The organism is Allobosea caraganae, from assembly GCF_003351345.1.
GTDB classification, from domain to species: domain Bacteria; phylum Pseudomonadota; class Alphaproteobacteria; order Rhizobiales; family Beijerinckiaceae; genus Allobosea; species Allobosea caraganae.
In genome coordinates, this window is record NZ_QQTO01000018.1 from 44,091 (window position 1) to 60,054 (window position 15,964).

The 15,964-nt window shown below is 67.8% G+C and carries 14 protein-coding genes; 8 read left to right on the forward strand and 6 right to left on the reverse strand.

The features are described 5' to 3' along the window. Positions 1-10: 10 nt before the first annotated feature. Positions 11-379, forward strand: coding sequence for a glyoxalase superfamily protein (locus tag DWF00_RS07905; protein WP_114831812.1), 369 nt, complete (start codon positions 11-13; stop codon positions 377-379). A 29-nt stretch (positions 380-408) separates the two neighbouring features. Here the strand turns inward: DWF00_RS07905 and DWF00_RS07910 are convergent, their stop codons facing one another. Continuing rightward, positions 409-612, reverse strand: a complete 204-nt coding sequence (locus DWF00_RS07910) for a Trm112 family protein (RefSeq protein ID WP_114831813.1) — start codon at positions 610-612, stop codon at positions 409-411. Between the two features lie 69 nt (positions 613-681). Further along, a complete protein-coding gene (locus DWF00_RS07915; RefSeq protein ID WP_114831814.1) occupies positions 682-5,535 on the reverse strand; it encodes an NAD-glutamate dehydrogenase in 4,854 nt (1,617 codons plus the stop codon). A 171-nt stretch (positions 5,536-5,706) separates the two neighbouring features. Between DWF00_RS07915 and DWF00_RS07920 the strand changes: the two genes are divergently transcribed. The 4 genes from DWF00_RS07920 to DWF00_RS07935 all read left to right on the forward strand — a co-directional run bounded on the left by DWF00_RS07920 (position 5,707) and on the right by DWF00_RS07935 (position 8,080). After that, on the forward strand, positions 5,707-6,288 hold the full coding sequence (locus DWF00_RS07920) for a peroxidase-related enzyme (RefSeq protein WP_245973792.1): 582 nt from the start codon (positions 5,707-5,709) through the stop codon (positions 6,286-6,288). 340 nt (positions 6,289-6,628) lie between these two features. Next, entirely contained in the window at positions 6,629-6,997 is a 369-nt protein-coding gene (locus DWF00_RS07925) for a DUF2794 domain-containing protein (protein ID WP_114831816.1), read from the forward strand. A gap of 69 nt (positions 6,998-7,066) precedes the next feature. Further along, the gene (locus DWF00_RS07930) at positions 7,067-7,480 is read left to right on the forward strand and encodes a DUF1801 domain-containing protein (protein WP_114831817.1); all 414 of its coding nucleotides are present in this window, start codon (positions 7,067-7,069) and stop codon (positions 7,478-7,480) included. Between the two features lie 153 nt (positions 7,481-7,633). Next, complete coding sequence (locus DWF00_RS07935; RefSeq protein WP_114831818.1) at positions 7,634-8,080, forward strand: DUF1801 domain-containing protein; 447 nt, start codon at positions 7,634-7,636, stop codon at positions 8,078-8,080. A gap of 111 nt (positions 8,081-8,191) precedes the next feature. Here DWF00_RS07935 and DWF00_RS07940 read toward each other — a convergent pair whose 3' ends face one another. The 4 genes from DWF00_RS07940 to DWF00_RS07955 form a co-directional block, all read right to left on the reverse strand. Further along, the gene (locus DWF00_RS07940) at positions 8,192-8,728 is read right to left on the reverse strand and encodes a GNAT family N-acetyltransferase (protein ID WP_114831819.1); all 537 of its coding nucleotides are present in this window, start codon (positions 8,726-8,728) and stop codon (positions 8,192-8,194) included. A 144-nt stretch (positions 8,729-8,872) separates the two neighbouring features. Next, the gene (locus DWF00_RS07945; RefSeq protein ID WP_114831820.1) at positions 8,873-9,649 is read right to left on the reverse strand and encodes a Bax inhibitor-1/YccA family protein; all 777 of its coding nucleotides are present in this window, start codon (positions 9,647-9,649) and stop codon (positions 8,873-8,875) included. A gap of 217 nt (positions 9,650-9,866) precedes the next feature. After that, the gene (locus DWF00_RS07950; RefSeq protein WP_114831821.1) at positions 9,867-12,458 is read right to left on the reverse strand and encodes an ABC transporter permease; all 2,592 of its coding nucleotides are present in this window, start codon (positions 12,456-12,458) and stop codon (positions 9,867-9,869) included. A gap of 10 nt (positions 12,459-12,468) precedes the next feature. Then, positions 12,469-13,170 (reverse strand): ABC transporter ATP-binding protein, encoded by a 702-nt coding sequence (locus tag DWF00_RS07955; RefSeq protein ID WP_114831822.1) that lies wholly within the window; start codon positions 13,168-13,170, stop codon positions 12,469-12,471. Between the two features lie 177 nt (positions 13,171-13,347). Here DWF00_RS07955 and DWF00_RS07960 point away from each other — a divergent pair, with 177 nt between their 5' ends. The 3 genes from DWF00_RS07960 (at position 13,348) to thpR (ending at position 15,963) form a co-directional block, all read left to right on the forward strand. Continuing rightward, positions 13,348-13,935 carry an arylesterase gene (locus tag DWF00_RS07960; RefSeq protein WP_245973790.1) on the forward strand — a complete coding sequence of 196 codons (588 nt, stop codon included), beginning with the start codon at positions 13,348-13,350 and terminating at the stop codon, positions 13,933-13,935. Positions 13,936-14,154: 219 nt separating this feature from the next. Continuing rightward, entirely contained in the window at positions 14,155-15,210 is a 1,056-nt protein-coding gene (locus DWF00_RS07965; protein WP_114831824.1) for an aldo/keto reductase, read from the forward strand. A 174-nt stretch (positions 15,211-15,384) separates the two neighbouring features. Next, positions 15,385-15,963 carry an RNA 2',3'-cyclic phosphodiesterase gene (gene thpR / locus DWF00_RS07970; RefSeq protein WP_114831825.1) on the forward strand — a complete coding sequence of 193 codons (579 nt, stop codon included), beginning with the start codon at positions 15,385-15,387 and terminating at the stop codon, positions 15,961-15,963. Position 15,964: the final 1 nt, after the last annotated feature.

Sequence of the window (15,964 nt, forward strand, 5' to 3'; positions counted from 1 at the left end):
AGACTTTGCCATGACCAATCCCGACATCCGCTTCGGCCGCGTCGCCGCCATGTTCCCCGTCAGGGACATGGAAAAGGCCCATGCCTTCTATTCAGGCGTGCTCGGCTTCACCAAGACCTTCGAGAACGGCCAGCCGATCGGCTTCATGATCCTGAAGAAGGACGGCGCCGAGATCCATCTGACCTTGCAGAAGGATCACAAGGCCGCGCCCTTCAACATCGCCCATATGATGGTCGGGGACGTCGACGCCCTCCACGACCTCTGCCAGCGCCACGGCCTGCGCATCGTCAAGGGCCTGCGCGACAAGGACTATGGCCTCAGGGCCTTCGTCTTCGAGGATCCGGACGGCAACCGCATCGATGTCGGGCAGCCGATCTGAGGGTCTGTGATTTCGCCGACGGGTGAGCCTTACCCCTCGATCTGCCGCGCCTCTTCCGGCAGCATGATCGGGATGCCGTCGCGGATCGGGTAGGCCAGCCGGGCGCTCCGGCTGATCAGCTCCTGATTGGCGGCGTCGTATTCCAGCGTGCTCTTGGTCACCGGGCAGACCAGGATCTCGAGCAGCTTATGGTCGATGCGCGTCACCTGCGTCTCGCGTTCGTTCTCGCCCATGGTCACTACCTCATCTCGTCTTTGAGTACCGGTTTGCCCGAAAGCCGGTACTCATTTTTCGGGCCGATGCTAGGACTGCCGGCGCGGCAGGTCGGCCAGCATGCCGGCCGCGACCATCAATTTTGGCAGGGAGAGGCCGGACATGGCAATGGCCGAGACGGTGGCGCGGGTGCGGTCGGCCTCGACGGCGCGGCTCGCCAGCCAGCCGTCGAGCGTGCCGGTGCCATTGGCGCCGGCGGAGATCTCCTGGGTCAGCCCGGCATGGGCATCGACCAGGGTCTCGACCGCGCGCTCGCGGGCCATGCGCTCGTAATCGTCGGTCGCCGGCACGGTGCCGGCCGAATTCGCCAGGCCGGAGAGGCCGAAGACCGAATCGACACCGAAATGAATCCGCGCGACCTCGGCGATGGGCCGGCCGGTGCGCTCGGCGATGTCGACGATATCGGTCGCCTGGGCCAGCGCCGGCAGGCTGGCGATGCGATTTGCCAGCGCCTCGGGCACGCCCTCGGAGGTCAGCACGGCGATGCGCGCGGCCCGTGCCTGCGCGGCGGCCTCTGGCAAGAGGCCGTCGAGCTCGGCGGCGAGCGCGGCGACGCCCTTGGCGTAATGGGCCACGGTCTGTTCGATCGCGCCCGGCTTGGCGACGCCGCGGCGCAGGAACCAGCTCATCCGGTCGGTGACGAGCTCCTGGGCGGCGGCATAGAGCCCCATCTGGGTCTTGCCGGAGAGTTTTGCGTCGAGCGCATCGATCGCGGTGTTCAGCGCGATCAGGTCGAAGGAATCGCGCGCGATCGCGTAGGCCGCAGCGATGGCGGGCGCCTCGGCGCGGGTCTGGTCGGCCAACGTCGAGACGATGGCAGGGCCGCCGCGGTTGACGATGGCGTTGGCGAGCTGGGTTGCGACGATCTCGCGGCGCAGCTTGTGGCCGGCGATCTCCGGGCCGTAGGATTCACGCAGTGCCTTGGGGAAATAGCGGGTCAGCTCGCTGTTGAGGTAGAGATCGTCGGGCACCGCCGATTCGAGCAGGGCGTCGTGCAGCGCGAGCTTGGCATAGGCGAGCAGCACCGAGAGCTCGGGCCGGGTCAGGCCCTCGCCGCGCTTCTCGCGCTCGGCCAGCACGATATCGGTCGGCAGGTACTCGACGGAGCGGTCGAGCCGGCCTTCCGCCTCCAGCGAGAGCATCAGCCGGCGCAGGGCCGGGGTCGCGGCCGGCCCTTGCGCCTCGGTCAGCGAGAGCGCCAGCGTCTGCAGGTAGTTGTTGCGCAGGACGAGCAGGCCGACCTCGTCGGTCATGGTGACCAGCAGCGCGTTGCGGTCGTCCTCGGCCAGGCGGCCGTCGCGGACGGGGCCGGCGAGCGCGATCTTGATGTTGACCTCGACGTCGGAGGTGTTGACGCCGGCGGAGTTGTCGATCGCGTCGGTGTTGAGGCGCACGCCCTTGCGGCCGGCCTCGATGCGGCCACGCTGGGTCGCGCCCAGGTTGGCGCCCTCGCCGATGACCTTGGCGCGGATGTCGCCGCCGGTGACGCGGATCGCGTCGTTGGCGCGGTCGCCGACCTGGGCGTCGGTCTCGTCGGAGGCGCGGATATAGGTGCCGATGCCGCCGAACCAGAGCAGGTCGACGCGTGCCTTCAGGATCGCGGTCATCAGCTCGAGCGGGGTGACCTCGGGCTTGTCGAGGTCGAGCATGGCCTGCACGGCGGGCGAAAGCGGGATGCTCTTGGCCTGGCGCGAGAAGATGCCGCCGCCAGCCGAGATCAGCGACTTGTCGTAGTCCTGCCAGGACGAGCGCGGCAGGTCGAACAGGCGCTGGCGCTCGGCCAGGGAAGCCGCCGCGTCGGGCTCGGGATCGAGGAAGATGTCGCGGTGGTCGAAGGCCGCGACGAGCTTGATCGCCGGCGACAGCAGCATGCCGTTGCCGAAGACGTCGCCCGACATGTCGCCGACGCCGGCCACGGTGAAGGGCGTGGTCTGGATGTCGACGTCGATTTCGCGGAAATGGCGCTTGACCGCCTCCCAGGCGCCGCGCGCCGTGATGCCCATCTTCTTGTGGTCGTAGCCTTGGCTGCCGCCGGAGGCGAAGGCGTCGCCGAGCCAGTGGCCCTTCTCCAGCGAGAGTGCGTTGGCGGTGTCGGAGAAGGTCGCGGTGCCCTTGTCGGCGGCGACGACGAGATAGGGGTCGTCGCCGTCATGGCGCACCGTCTCCGGCGGCGGCACGACGGTCTCGCCGTCGAGGTTGTCGGTGAGCTCGAGCAGGGTGCGCACGAAGATGCGGTAGCTCTCGGTGCCTTCGGCCAGCCAGGCCTGGCGGTCGGAGGCCGGCGGGAGCTGCTTCGGGAAGAAGCCGCCCTTGGCGCCGACGGGAACGATGACGGCGTTCTTGACTTGCTGCGCCTTGACCAGGCCGAGCACCTCGGTGCGGAAATCCTGCGGCCGGTCGGACCAGCGCAGGCCGCCGCGCGCAACCTTGCCGAAGCGCAGGTGCACGCCCTCGACGCGCGGCGAATAGACGAAGATCTCGTAGAGCGGGCGCGGCAGCGGCAGCTCGTCGAGCTTGGCGCATTCGAACTTGATCGAGATCGTGCTGCGCGGGTGCCCGTCCGGGCCGGTCTGGAAGAAGTTGGTGCGCAGCGCCGAGTCGACCAGGTTGACGAAGCGGCGCAGGATGCGGTCCTCGTCCAGGCTGGTGACGTCGTTGAGCGCGGCCTCGATCGCCTCACGCTCGGTCGCGACCTTGTCGGTGCGCGAGTTGGCGCCGAGGCGCGGGTCGAACTTGGCGATGAAATAGGCGACGAGCCCGGCGGCGATGCCGGAATGGCGGGTCAGCACATCCGCGATATAGCCCTGCGCATAGGGCGCGCCGACCTGGCGGAGATAGCGGCCGAGCGCGCGCAGCAGCGCCGCCTCGCGCCAGGCGAGGCCGGCGGCGAGCACGAGCTGGTCGAAGCGGTCGGATTCGGCCAGGCCGCGGAACTGCGCCATCAGCGCCGCCTCGATGGTCGGATCGAGATGGGCGACGTCGATCTCGCCGTTATTGGCGCGTTCGAGCGTCATGTCGTGCAGCCAGACGCGCGAGGCCTCCGGCGCCTCGGCGGAGCCGGCGGCCGGCTGGGGCGCGAGGTTGAAGGTGCGCTCGTTGACGACCCGGAAGCCCATGTTCTCGAGCACGGGCACGCGGGCCGAGAGCGCGATCGCGGCGCCGCGCGAGAAGACCTTGAGGTTGGCGCGCGTCGCCGGATCGCCCTCGCGGCGGTAGAGGTTGACCGCGCGCGGCCGCTCGGCCGAGAGCTTCTGCAGCATGTCGATGTCTTCGAGCGCGTCCGTCGCCGAGAAGCGCTCGCGATAGGCGGCCCCGAAGGCCTCGGCATAGCGCTCCGTCAGGGCGCGGGCGGAAGGGCCGGCCTTCTGCTCGTCGAGGACCTCCTTCAGGCTGTCGGCCCAGGTGCGGACGATCGCGGCGATGCCGGATTCGAGCGTGGCGCGGTCGATCTGCGGGGTCACGCCCTCGTCGCGGCCGACGATGTAGTGCGTGCGCGAGAGCGGCCCGTCCGGATAGGCCGGATAGGCGGCCGAGAGCCGGCCCTGGTAGATCCGGGCGAGGAACTCGCCGACGCGGCGGCGCACCGAGGTGTCGTAGCGGTCCTTCGGGATGAAGACGAGGATCGAGACGAAGCGGTCGAACTCGTCGACGCGGGCAAGCGCGCGGATGCGCGGCCGCTCGGTGAGCTGGAGGATGTCGAGCGCGAAGCTCTCCAACGTCTCGGCGTCGATCTGGAAGAGCTCGTCGCGCGGGAAGGCGTCGAGCACGTTGAGCAGGGCGCGGCCGGAATAGCTGGAGGCGTCGAAACCGCTGTTGCGGACGACGCGGGCGACCTTGAGCCGGAGATAGGGAATGGCGCGGGCCGAGCCGGTATAGGCGTTCGAGGTCAAGAGGCCGACGATGCGCAGCTCGCCGTCGAGCCGGCCCTCGGCCGTGAACAGCTTGACGCCGACATAGTCGAGATGGACGCGGCGATGCACCAGGCTCTTGACGTTGGCCTTGGTGATGATCAGCGCCTGCGGCTTGGCGAGGAAGTCGCGGATCTCGGGCGTCATCACCACGAGCTCGCGGTTCTTGCGCAGCACGCGCATCTCGGGATCGCGCAGGATGCCGAGCCCGGTGCCGTCGACCGGGTCGGCGGCCGAGTCGCCGCCCGGGAAGCGGTAGGCGCGCATGCCGAGCAGGGTGAAATTGTCGCCGGCGATCCATTCGAGGAAGTTCAGCGCCTCGGTGACCTCGTCCTCCGGCAGCGGCGGGGGATTGGCGCGATAGGCCTGGATCACCTCGGTGATCCGCCCGCGCATCGAGGCCCAGTCGTCGACGGCGAGGCCGACATCGACATAGACGCGCTCCAGCCCGGCCTTCAGGCGCTCGCGCGCCTCGGGCGTGTCGATGCGGTCGAGATGGATATGGATCAGGCTTTCGCGGCGGGTGCCCTCAGGGGCGCGGCCGGCGGCCTCGCCGGCGAGCGAGAGGAAGGCGCCGTCGGCGTCGCGCGCTACGGCCAGGATCGGGTGGGCGACGAGGCGCGGCTCGTAGCCCTGTTCGGTCAGCTCGGCCAGCGTCGAATCGAGCAGGAAGGCGCGGTTGTCGTTGACGACTTCGAGGATGGTGATCTGGCGGTCGCGGCCGTCCTCGCTGAAGGCCTCGTCGCGGAAGCGCAGGTTCGGCGTGTTCGGCGCGCGCGTCGCGGTGAGGTGCTCATAGGCCGCCTCGGCGGCGCGGGCGAGCATGGCCGGCGGCAGGGCGACGAGATCCTCGGCGACGCTGCGGCCGAAGAGCAGGCGGGGGAACTCGGTGGGCATGCCGTTGGCGGCGCCAGCTGCCGCGGCTTCGATCGCCGCAACGGCCTCGGCCGCAGCCTTGGTCACGAGTTCAGTCATGTCGACCCCCCTGTTATTTAGCCGCAGCGATGACATAGGCTGCGCGGCCTTTCAACTTTCCGTCAGGGTAGACCCTGACCGGCCGGGTGGTCCGATTCGACGGAAGCTCGCTCACCCGACGCAAGGAGCCGGACAATGTCGAACAAGCATGACAAATCGAAGGTGGGTGAAATGCCGGCGAAGCAGGACGACCCGCCGCGCGTGATGGCGCTCGACTTGCCGCAGGCCGTTTTGTCGGAGGAGAACCGCGCCTACTTCGCCAAATGCCAGGAAAAGCTGGGCTTCATCCCCTATGTGCTGCTGGCCTATGCGCATGACGACGCCAAGCTCACCGCCTTCGCGGCGTTCTACAATGACCTGATGCTCGGCCCGTCCGGCCTGTCGAAGCTGGAGCGCGAGATGATCGCGGTCGCAGTCTCGAGCGTGAACCATTGCTACTACTGCCTGACGGCACATGGCGCGGCGGTGCGCCAGCTCTCGGGCGACCCGGTGCTGGGCGAGCTGATGGCGATGAACTACCGCGCCGCGGAGCTGTCGCCGCGCCACCGCGCCATGCTCGACTTCGCGGTGAAGCTGACCGAGGCGCCGCACCAGGTGGAGGAGGCCGACCGCGCCGCGCTGCGCAAGGCCGGGTTCGGTGAGCGCGACATCTGGGACGTCAGCGCCGTCGCCGCCTTCTTCAACATGTCCAACCGGATGGCGTCTGCGGTCGATATGCGGCCGAACGCGCAATATCACAGCGTGGCGAGATAGGTTCGGCGCAAAGAAAAACGGCCAGCGGAAACCGCCAGCCGTTGAGGTAGCCTCGAACCGAATGGCCCGGTCCCATCGAAGCCCCGGGGGGCTGGGGGGCTGACGTATCCGGAACTCCGCGGAACCGGGCCGTCGAGGCAACGATCGGGAGTTGACCCGCGTAACTTGGCCATGGCTTGACGCGTTCGGGGCGAAATTGCGGCAGGCCTGACGAAGGCGTGATTGTCTTTGCGTGCAGGGCTGCGGCCGCAGGGATGCCTTGCCAGCGCAGCTTTGCGGGCGCATCATCCCGAGCCTGAGAAGAGCGGAGCGGTCCGGCCGCCCGCCATCGGGAGGCGCGATGAGCGAAAGCGAAACTCCGCAATCGCAGGGGGCCGGGGCGGTCGTCGCCTTCCCCGGCCAGAGCAGACCGACAACGGTGACCTTCGATCGCCGCGAACTCTCCGAGCTCCTGAACCTCTATGGCCGCATGGTCGCCGCCGGCGAATGGCGCGACTACGCCATCGATTTCCTCAAGGACAAGGCGCAGTTCTCGGTCTATCGCCGGGCCTCCGAGGTGCCGATCTACCGGATCGTCAAGGATCCGGCGCTGGCCAAGCGCCAGGGCGCCTATTCGGTGGTGGCGGCGACAGGGCTGATCCTGAAGCGCGGATCGGACTTGGCGCGCGTGCTGCGCGTGCTGGACAAGCGGCTCAGCGTCGTCAGTTGAGCAGGTGGGCGCGGCACCGCCCCAGGAATCCCAGGCAGGGCAAATATCTGGAACGTTCGGGATGAGGTCATGACAGACGCGGGCCAGGGCCAGCCGGCATCGGAGCTCATCTCGAAACGAATCGCCGAACTCGGGGACTGGCGCGGGGAGACCCTCGGCAGAATGCGCAGGCTCATCCAGGAGGCGGACCCGGACGTCGTCGAGGAGTGGAAATGGATGGGCACTCCGGTCTGGTCGCATGATGGCATCGTCTGCACCGGCGAATCCTACAAGAAGATCGTGAAGCTCACCTTCGCCAAGGGCGCGTCCCTGCAGGACCCGGCCGATCTGTTCAACGCGAGCCTCGACGGAAACGTCCGCCGCGCGATCGACATCCCGGAAGGAGGGGACGTCGACGAGGCCGCCTTCAAGGCGCTGATCCGCCAGGCGGTCGACCTCAACCGCTCCGGCAAGGCGAAACCTGCGAAGAAAGCGAAGTCCTAGACCGCCGTGCGCCCTATCGGACGCAAAGTGGCGATCTAGGCTTTTGTTATTGCATCGGATCTTTCCGAAAACCGGATTCCACTTTTCGGTCCGATGCTCTAGGGGATTTCGCCTCCCCGAACAGGGCCGACATCGAGATGGGAGTGTGAGAGCTTGTCTCGAAAGCCAACCACCGGAAGCACCGGACCAGCGAAGGCCATCGTCCTCCTCTCGGGCGGCAACCCGCAAATCGCGAAGGCGGATGGCGACGCCCCGGTGCAGGCCTATATCGCCGCGATGCCGGGCTGGAAAAGCGACTTCGGGAAGCGCCTCGACGCGCTGATCGTGCAGAACGCGCCCGACGTGCGGAAGGCCGTGAAGTGGAACTCGCCGCTTTACGGCATCGCGGGCCGAGGCTGGTTCCTGTCGTTCCACGTCCTCACCCATTACGTGAAGGTGACCTTCTTCCAGGGCATGTCGCTGCAGCCGGTCCCGCCCGGCGGCACGGCGCGCAGCAAGGAGGCGCGTTGGATCGACATCCGCGAGGGTGACGAACTCGACGAGGCGCAGATGGCCAGCTGGGTGAAGCAGGCCGCCGGGCTGCAGGGTTGGGTTCCGTAGGGCGTCGCCGCGATTGACCAGGATAAAGCGCCGTCATCCCGGACAAGCCGCTTTAGCGGCGCCGCTCCGGCCGGGATGACGGCGCTTTATTCTAGCAAGCCGCAGGAGACTCTAGGCTTGGGGCGGCGTGCGGTTGCCGTCGCCGAGCTCCTTTTGCATCAGCATCTGGTCGAGCCAGCGGCCGTGCTTGTAGCCGACCGACCTGGCGATGCCGATGAGCTGGAAGCCGGCCTGCTCGTGCAGGCGGCGCGAAGCCTCGGAGGCGCCGTTGCCGTCTCCGATCACCGCGACGATCTGGCGGAAGCCCCTCGCCTCGCAGGCGGCGATCAGCGCCGCCATCAGGGCGCGGCCAAGCCCTAAGCCCTGGGCGTGGCGGGTGAGGTAGATCGAATCCTCGACGGTATGGCGATAAGCCGGGCGCGGCCGGTAGGCGCCGGCATAGGCGTAGCCGAGGATGTCCGGGCCGCGATGCGCCACCAGATAGGGGTAGCCGTCGGCAATGAGCGCCTCGAAGCGGCGCTGCATCTCGCCTTGGGAAGGCGGTTCCAGCTCCCAGGAGGCGGTGCCGTGGCGGACTGCATCGGCGTAGATCGTGGTGATGACGGGGATGTCGTCGGCCCGCCCGTCACGGATATCGACAGCGTTCATGGCGGGGATGATGGATCAGCCCAGGGCCAAAAGAAAAGCCCCGGCCTTGCAGCCGGGGCTCGCGCGATCCGCATGGATCATATCAGCTAGAGCACGATGTCATCCGAAAACCGGTTCCCACTTTTCGGCATCATGCTCCCGAGATCAGCTGTTGCGGTTGCCGAACAGCGACAGCAGCATCTGGAACATGTTGATGAAGTTCAGGTAGAGCGACAGCGCGCCGTTCACCGAGAGCTTCGCAGCCGATTCCGCGTCCATGTCCGAGTAGAGATACATTTCCTTCAGGCGCTGGGTATCCCAGGCGGTCAGGCCGGCGAAGACCAGCACGCCGATCACGGAGATCGCGAAGGAGAGCGCGCTCGAGGCCAGGAAGAGATTGACCAGCGAGGCGATCACCAGGCCGATCAGGCCCATGATCAGAAACGAACCCATGCCCGAAAGCGACTTCTTCGTGGTGTAGGCGTAGAGGCTGATGCCACCGAAGGTCGCCGCGGTGATGAAGAAGACCTTCGTGATCGACTCACCGGTGAAGACGACGAAGATCGACGAGAGCGACACGCCCATGACCGCCGCGAAGGCGAAGAACATGGTGCGGGCCGTCGCAGAGCTCATGCTCTCGGCCTTGAACGAGAAGAACATGATGAAGGCGAGCGGCGCCAGCATCACGACCCACTTGAGCGGGCTGAGGTAGAGCGCCTGGCCCAGCGAGGTCAGCGCCGTAACCTTGCCGGTCGGCGAGACGCCGGCGATCGCCAGCATGCTGATGCCGATCGCGGCGAGGCCGGTGATGGCCAGGCCGATCGTCATGTTGTTGTAGACGCCGAGCATGAACGAGCGCAGGCCCTGATCCATCTCGACGGCGCTGGTCTGCTGTGCGCGGGCCGCACCCCAGACCGGAGCGTTGCGGTCGAAGTTGCTCATGGAGATGATTCCCCTGATTAAACTCTGAGGCGGATATCGCCCCTGCGACAGCCACCATCGCGCACAATCGTGGCGACAGCAGGGAATATGAGGGGGATTGGCGCGCCTTACAAGAGGCCGCCATGGTTAAGGCGGCCCGCCGGATAGAAACGCGGGCGTGCCGCGATGCAATGCAGAGTCCGCGCCATGTCTAAAACCCTCTCACAAACGCGAGAGTTCATAAATTCCGCAGATGAGAAGCCGGCGCCTTCGATAGTATTTGCAGGGTGCCGGCCAGGCCGAACAGGACGGTGACGACAATTGCCGCAGTCGCGGCAAGAATTGCCCCGGTCGGGTTGCCAACGAATTCGATCTTCATCACCTGCGTAACGACGCCCCAGCCGGCGAGAGCGCCCGCGACGACACCAAACACCGCCGACACCAGCCCGATCCCGGCATACTCAAGGGCGTACGACGAAAGTATGAAGCGGCGTGTTGCCCCAAGCGTCTTGAGGATCATCGCGTCGTAGAGCCGCGCCCGCTGCCCGGCCGCCAGAGCGCCGGCCAGGACGAGCAGGCTGGCGGCGATGGCGAGGCTGGAGGCGCCGCGGATCGCGGTCGCGAGCTGGCCGACGATGGTGTTGACCGCCTCCAGCGCGTCCTTGACCCTGACAGCCGTCACTGCCGGGAATTCGGCCGCGAGATGGCGTAGCAGGGCGGCGTCGGCATTTGCGGCAGCGTCGCTGCCGGCCGTGACCGTGGCGAGGTTGGTGTAGGGCGCGCCCGCGAAGGTGTTGGGCGAGAACACCATGACGAAGTTGATGCCGAGCGAGCGCCATTCGACCGTGCGCAGGTTGGCGACCTTGGCGGTGATGTTGCGGCCGAGCACGTTGACCACGATGGGGTCGCCGACTTTCAGGCCCAGGCCGGCGGCGACCGGCGCGTCGAAGGAGACCAGCGGCTCGCCGCGGTAGTCGGCCGGCCACCATTGCCCGGCGGTGATGGTCGAGCCATCGGGCATGGCGGCTGAGAAGGTGATGCCGCGGTCGCCCTCCAGCACCCAGGCGGCCTGCTCGGAGGCCTTCACATCCTCGGCCTTGACGCCGGCCAGGCTGACGATGCGGCCCCGCATCATCGGCACGCGCTCGAGCGTCGCATCGGGCCGCTCGCGCTTGAGGAAGGCGTCGAAGCGCTCTGCCTGGCTGGCGGGGATGTCGAGAAAGAAGAAGCTCGGCGCCTTCGCCGGCAAGGCCTGGGTGAGCTGGCGGGTCAGGCTGACGTCGATGAAGGCGAGCGCCGAGAGCAGGGCGACGCCGAGCCCGAGCGAAAGCACCAGCGAGGGCGTCAGCGCGCCCGGCCGATGCGTATTGGCGAGCGCCATCCGGACGGCCGGGTTGCGCGGGCGCGGGCTGCGCTTGGCCAGCGCCATCAGGCCCCAGGCGACGAGCCGCAGCAGCAGGAAGACGCTCGCCGCGACGCCGATATAGATCAGCGCGATGCGGCGGTCATAGGCGAAGGCGATGGCGACGCCGACGAGGCCGATGAGCGCTGCTGCGAAAACGATCAGATAGATCAGGCGCGGCCGGCGGGAATCGGGCTCGATCTGGTCGCGGAACAGGGCGGAGACCGGCACGTCATGGGCACGGCCGAGCGGCAAGATGGCGAAGACGAGCGCGGTCAGGAAGCCGTAGAGCGCGGCGATCACGAGTTCGCCCGGCGCGAGCGTCGGCTCGAAGGGCAGCGGCAGCAGGTCCTTCAGCGCATAGCCGAGGGCGAAGGGGGCGGCTGCGCCGAGCGCCAGGCCGATCGCGATGCCGAAGCCGGCGACGATCATCACTTCGGTGAGGTGGATCGCGACGACGCGGCCGCCGGTGGCGCCGATCGCCTTCATCGTGGCGAAGTCGAGCTTCTTGGCCTCGACGAAGCGCCTGACGGCATTGGCGACGCCGACGCCGCCGACCAGCAGCGCGGTCAGGCCGACCAGGGTCAGGAACTGGGTGAAGCGTTCGAGATTGCGCTGGAAACTCGGCGCGGCATTGGCGCGAGAGCGGATCTCCCAGCCGGAATCGGGCTGGTCGCGGCCCACAGTGGTGATGAGCCCGTCGAGCGCCGCGTCGCTGGAGGCTGCGGCGGGCAGGATGAGGCGATAGGTCCAACGCACCAGGCTGCCGGGCTGGAGCAGGCCGGTGGCGCGCAGCGCCGCCTCGGAGATCAGCAGGCGCGGGCCGAAGCCGACGCCGGACGCGATCTTGTCGGGCTCGGAGGTCAGGCTGGCGCGCAATTGCACGCGCGCACCGCCGACCATGATGGTGTCGCCGGTCTTGAGGTCGAGCCGGCCGAACAGGACGGGGTCGGCGATCGCGCCGAAGACGCCGTCGCGCTCGACGAGCAGCTCGGCGATCGGGGCCTGCGGCTCGCTCTCGACCTGGCCGATGCTGGGATAGGCCGTGTCGACCGCCTTGATCTCGACCAGCGCCGCGCCCTTGTCGCCGGCATTGGCCATGCCGCGCATGGTGGCGATGGCGGAGACCGCGCCGCGCGCGTCGAGGAAGGCGCGCTCCTCCGGCGTCGCTTCGCGGTGGATCAGGCTGAAGGCGGCGTCGCCGCCGAGGATGCGCCGGCCCTCGCGATTGAGCCCCTCGGTCAGGCCGCGCGAGGCGGAGGCGACGGCGGCGATCGCCATGACGCCGAGCGCCAGGCAGGCGATGAAGACGCCGAAACCTCTGAGACCGCCGCGCAGGTCGCGCCAGGCCAGACGCAAGGCGAGCAGCAGGCCGAGCGGGCGAGGGGGTGAAGCGGGAGCCGCGATGGGCTTGACCGGTGCGTGCATCGGCCGGGCCTCAGGCGCTGACGAGGTCGGCGTCAGCCTCGATCCGCCCGGCGTGCAGGCGCACGGTGCGGTCGCAGACGGCGGCGAGCGAGAGGTCGTGGGTGACGAGCACCAGCGTCGCGCCGCGCTCGCGCCGGAGCGCGAAGATCAGGTCGACGATGGAGCGGCCGGTCGTCTCGTCGAGATTGCCGGTCGGCTCGTCGGCGACGAGGATCGCCGGATCGGGCGCGACGGCCCGCGCGATGGCGACGCGCTGCTGCTCGCCGCCGGAGAGCTGGGCCGGGTAATGGTCCATGCGGTCGCCGAGGCCGACATTGCGGAGTTCCGCCTCGGCGCGGCTGAAGGCGTCGTCGGCGCCGGCAAGTTCAAGCGGCAGGGCGACGTTCTCGCGCGCCGTCATGGTCGGGACGAGATGGAAGGACTGGAAGACGATGCCGATGCGACGGCCGCGGAAGATGGCGAGGTCATCTTCGCCGAGCAGGCCGAGATCCTGGCCGGCGACCTTGACCAGGCCTGAATCCGGGCGCTCCAGACCGGCCATGGTCATCAGCAAGGTCGATTTGCCGGAGCCGGACGGGCCGACCAGGCCGGTCGCCTCGCCCGCGGCCAGTGACAAAGAAACGCCCTTCAGGATATGGACGCGCGCGGCGCCACGCCCCAGACTAAGATGCACATCCTGCAATTCGATCGCCGGGGCGGATACGTCGCTCATCGCCAAATGATCCTGACCTTGCTTCAATCGACCCCGCCCACTCGCATCGCATCGCGGCCCGAGTGGGGCAGAACCCTGCCGCGCCCCGCCGCGGGATATGGGCGCGTGCAACGCTTTGTCCAATCTCTCGCGCCGGCTTTTATGGCCGCGCTCGCGCTCATTTTATCGGCTGGTGGCATGGCCCAGGCGCAAACTCCCGCTCGCACGCTCAAGCTCGTCGTGCTCGGCGACAGCCTCAGCGCCGGCTACAACCTGCCCGGCAATGCAGCTTTTCCGGCCGTGCTGGAGCAAGCCTTGCGCCAGAAGGGCGTGGCGGTCGAGATCGCCAATGCGGGCGTCTCCGGCGATACGGTGCAGGGCGGGCTCGATCGGCTCGACTGGTCGGTGCCTGACGGCACGGACGGCGTCATCGTCGAGCTCGGCGCCAACGACGCGCTGCGCGGCTTCGATCCGGCTGCGACCGAGAAGGCGCTGGAGGAGATCCTCACCCGGCTCAAGGCGCGCAACGTCCCGGTTCTGCTCGCCGGCATGTACGCGCCGCGCAATCTCGGGCCCGACTACACCACCCGCTTCGACGGCATCTTCAAGCGGCTCGCCGACAAGTACGGCCTCGTCTTCTACCCGTTCTTCCTCGACGGCATCGCGGGCGACCGCGTGCTGAACCAGGCCGACCTGCTGCATCCGACCGCCGAGGGGGTCCGCGTCATCGTCGCGCGCATCCTGCCGACGGTCGAGCGCTTCCTGGAGACGCTGCGCAAGCCCTGATTCTGATTTTTGCGAGTTTTTTGAGCCCTCATCCTGAGGAGCCGCGTAGCGGCGTCTCGAAGGATGCTCCAGAGAGCACTGGAGCATCCTTCGAGACGCGGGCTACAGCCCGCTCCTCAGGATGAGGGCTGAGTTTCCAAACCACCGGGCTTCCCGGCCTGACTTTCGCTTTCACCACGTGGCGCCTCTCGGCGCGCCTTCCCCTGGAGTTGTACCGCTATGCACTACCGCCGTCTCGGGCGCACCAATCTCAAGGTCTCCGCCATTTGCCTGGGCACCATGACCTGGGGCCAGCAGAACACCGAAGCCGAAGGCCACGCGCAGATGGACTACGCGCTCGACCATGGCGTGACCTTCTTCGACACGGCCGAGCTCTACTCGATCCCGCCCAAGGCGGAGACGCAAGGCGCGACCGAGCGCTTCATCGGCAACTGGTTCAAGGCGCGCGGCACCCGCGACAAGGTCGTCCTCGCCACCAAGATCGTCGGCCGTGGCAACAACACCTGGTTCCGCGACGATGGCGGGCCGACCCGCGTCAACCGCAAGCAGATCCAGGAAGCCGTCGACAAGAGCCTGAAGCGGCTGCAGACGGATTACATCGACCTCTACCAGCTGCATTTTCCGGAGCGGCCGGTGCCGTGGGGCTCGAATCCGACCCGCTTCAACAAGGCCACCTACGAGCCGCCCGCGGACGAGACGTCGATCGCCGAGCAGCTCGACGCCTTCGGCGAGATCGTCAAGGCCGGCAAGATCCGCCATCTCGGCCTCTCCAACGAGAGCGCCTGGGGCGCGATGAGCTTCATCCGCGATGCGGAGGTTCGCGGCGGCCCGCGCGTCGTCTCGATCCAGAACGCCTATAACCTGCTCAACCGCACCTTCGAGACGGCTTTGGCCGAGGTCGCGATGCGCGAGCAGGTCGGGCTTTTGGCCTATTCGCCGCTGGCGCAGGGCTATCTCACGGGAAAATACCTCGATGGCGCCCGTCCCGCCGGCGCGCGCACGACGCTGTTCGATCGGGCCCAGCGCTACCAGACGGCTGGCACTGATGAGGCAATCAAGCGCTATATCACTGTGGCCAAGGAGGCCGGGCTCGACCCGGCGCAGATGGCGCTCGCCTTCGTGACCTCGCGCCCGTTCGTGACCTCGAACATCATCGGCGCGACCTCGATGGAGCAATTGAAGGTCGCGATCGGTTCGGCCGAGGTGACCATCTCCGCCGAAGTCGAAGCGAAGATCGACGCGATTCATCAGCAGGTGGGCAATCCCTGCCCCTGACCCCGTCATTGCGAGGAGCGTAGCGACGAAGCAATCCAGGGGGTTCACGCAGTCCCCCTGGATTGCTTCGCTACGCTCGCAATGACGGTGCTGCCGAGGGTCTGCGGAACGTGTTTTCCCGGCCCGCGAAACTTTCGTCTCGCCAGAGTCACAAAAACTTGGCACTGATTCGGAATGCCGAGGCTGTTCACAGCTCTGGAGATTCCCGCCGAGGTCGCCTCGGCGCTGACGCTGCACCGGGGCGGGCTCATCGGCGCGCGCTGGATCGAGCCGGCCGATTACCACATCACCCTGCGCTTCCTCGGCGATGTCGACCGGCGCACCGCCAATGACGTCTACAGCTTCCTCAGCGATCTCCAGACCCAGCCCTTCGAGGTGACGCTCGATGCGCTCGGCAGCTTCGGCGGCGACAGGCCGCGCGCCGTCTTTGCGAAGGCCCAGCCCTCACCGCGGCTGACCGAACTGCAGGGCGATCTGGAGCGGCTGCTGCGCCGGCTCGGCCTGCCACCGGAAGCGCGCAAATTCGTGCCGCACGTGACGCTGGCGCGGCTGCGCGACACTTCGCCGGTCGAGGTCGCGCATTACCTGGCGACGCATCCGATCATCCGGCCGATCAGCTTCACGGCGCGGCGATTCGCGCTGATGTCCTCGCGTGATTCGATCGGCGGCGGTCCCTACGTGCTCGAGGCCGCCTACCCGCTCGGGCCGTCCTATCCCAACCGTCTCTATCGCAACGACTTCCAGCGGAGATGAT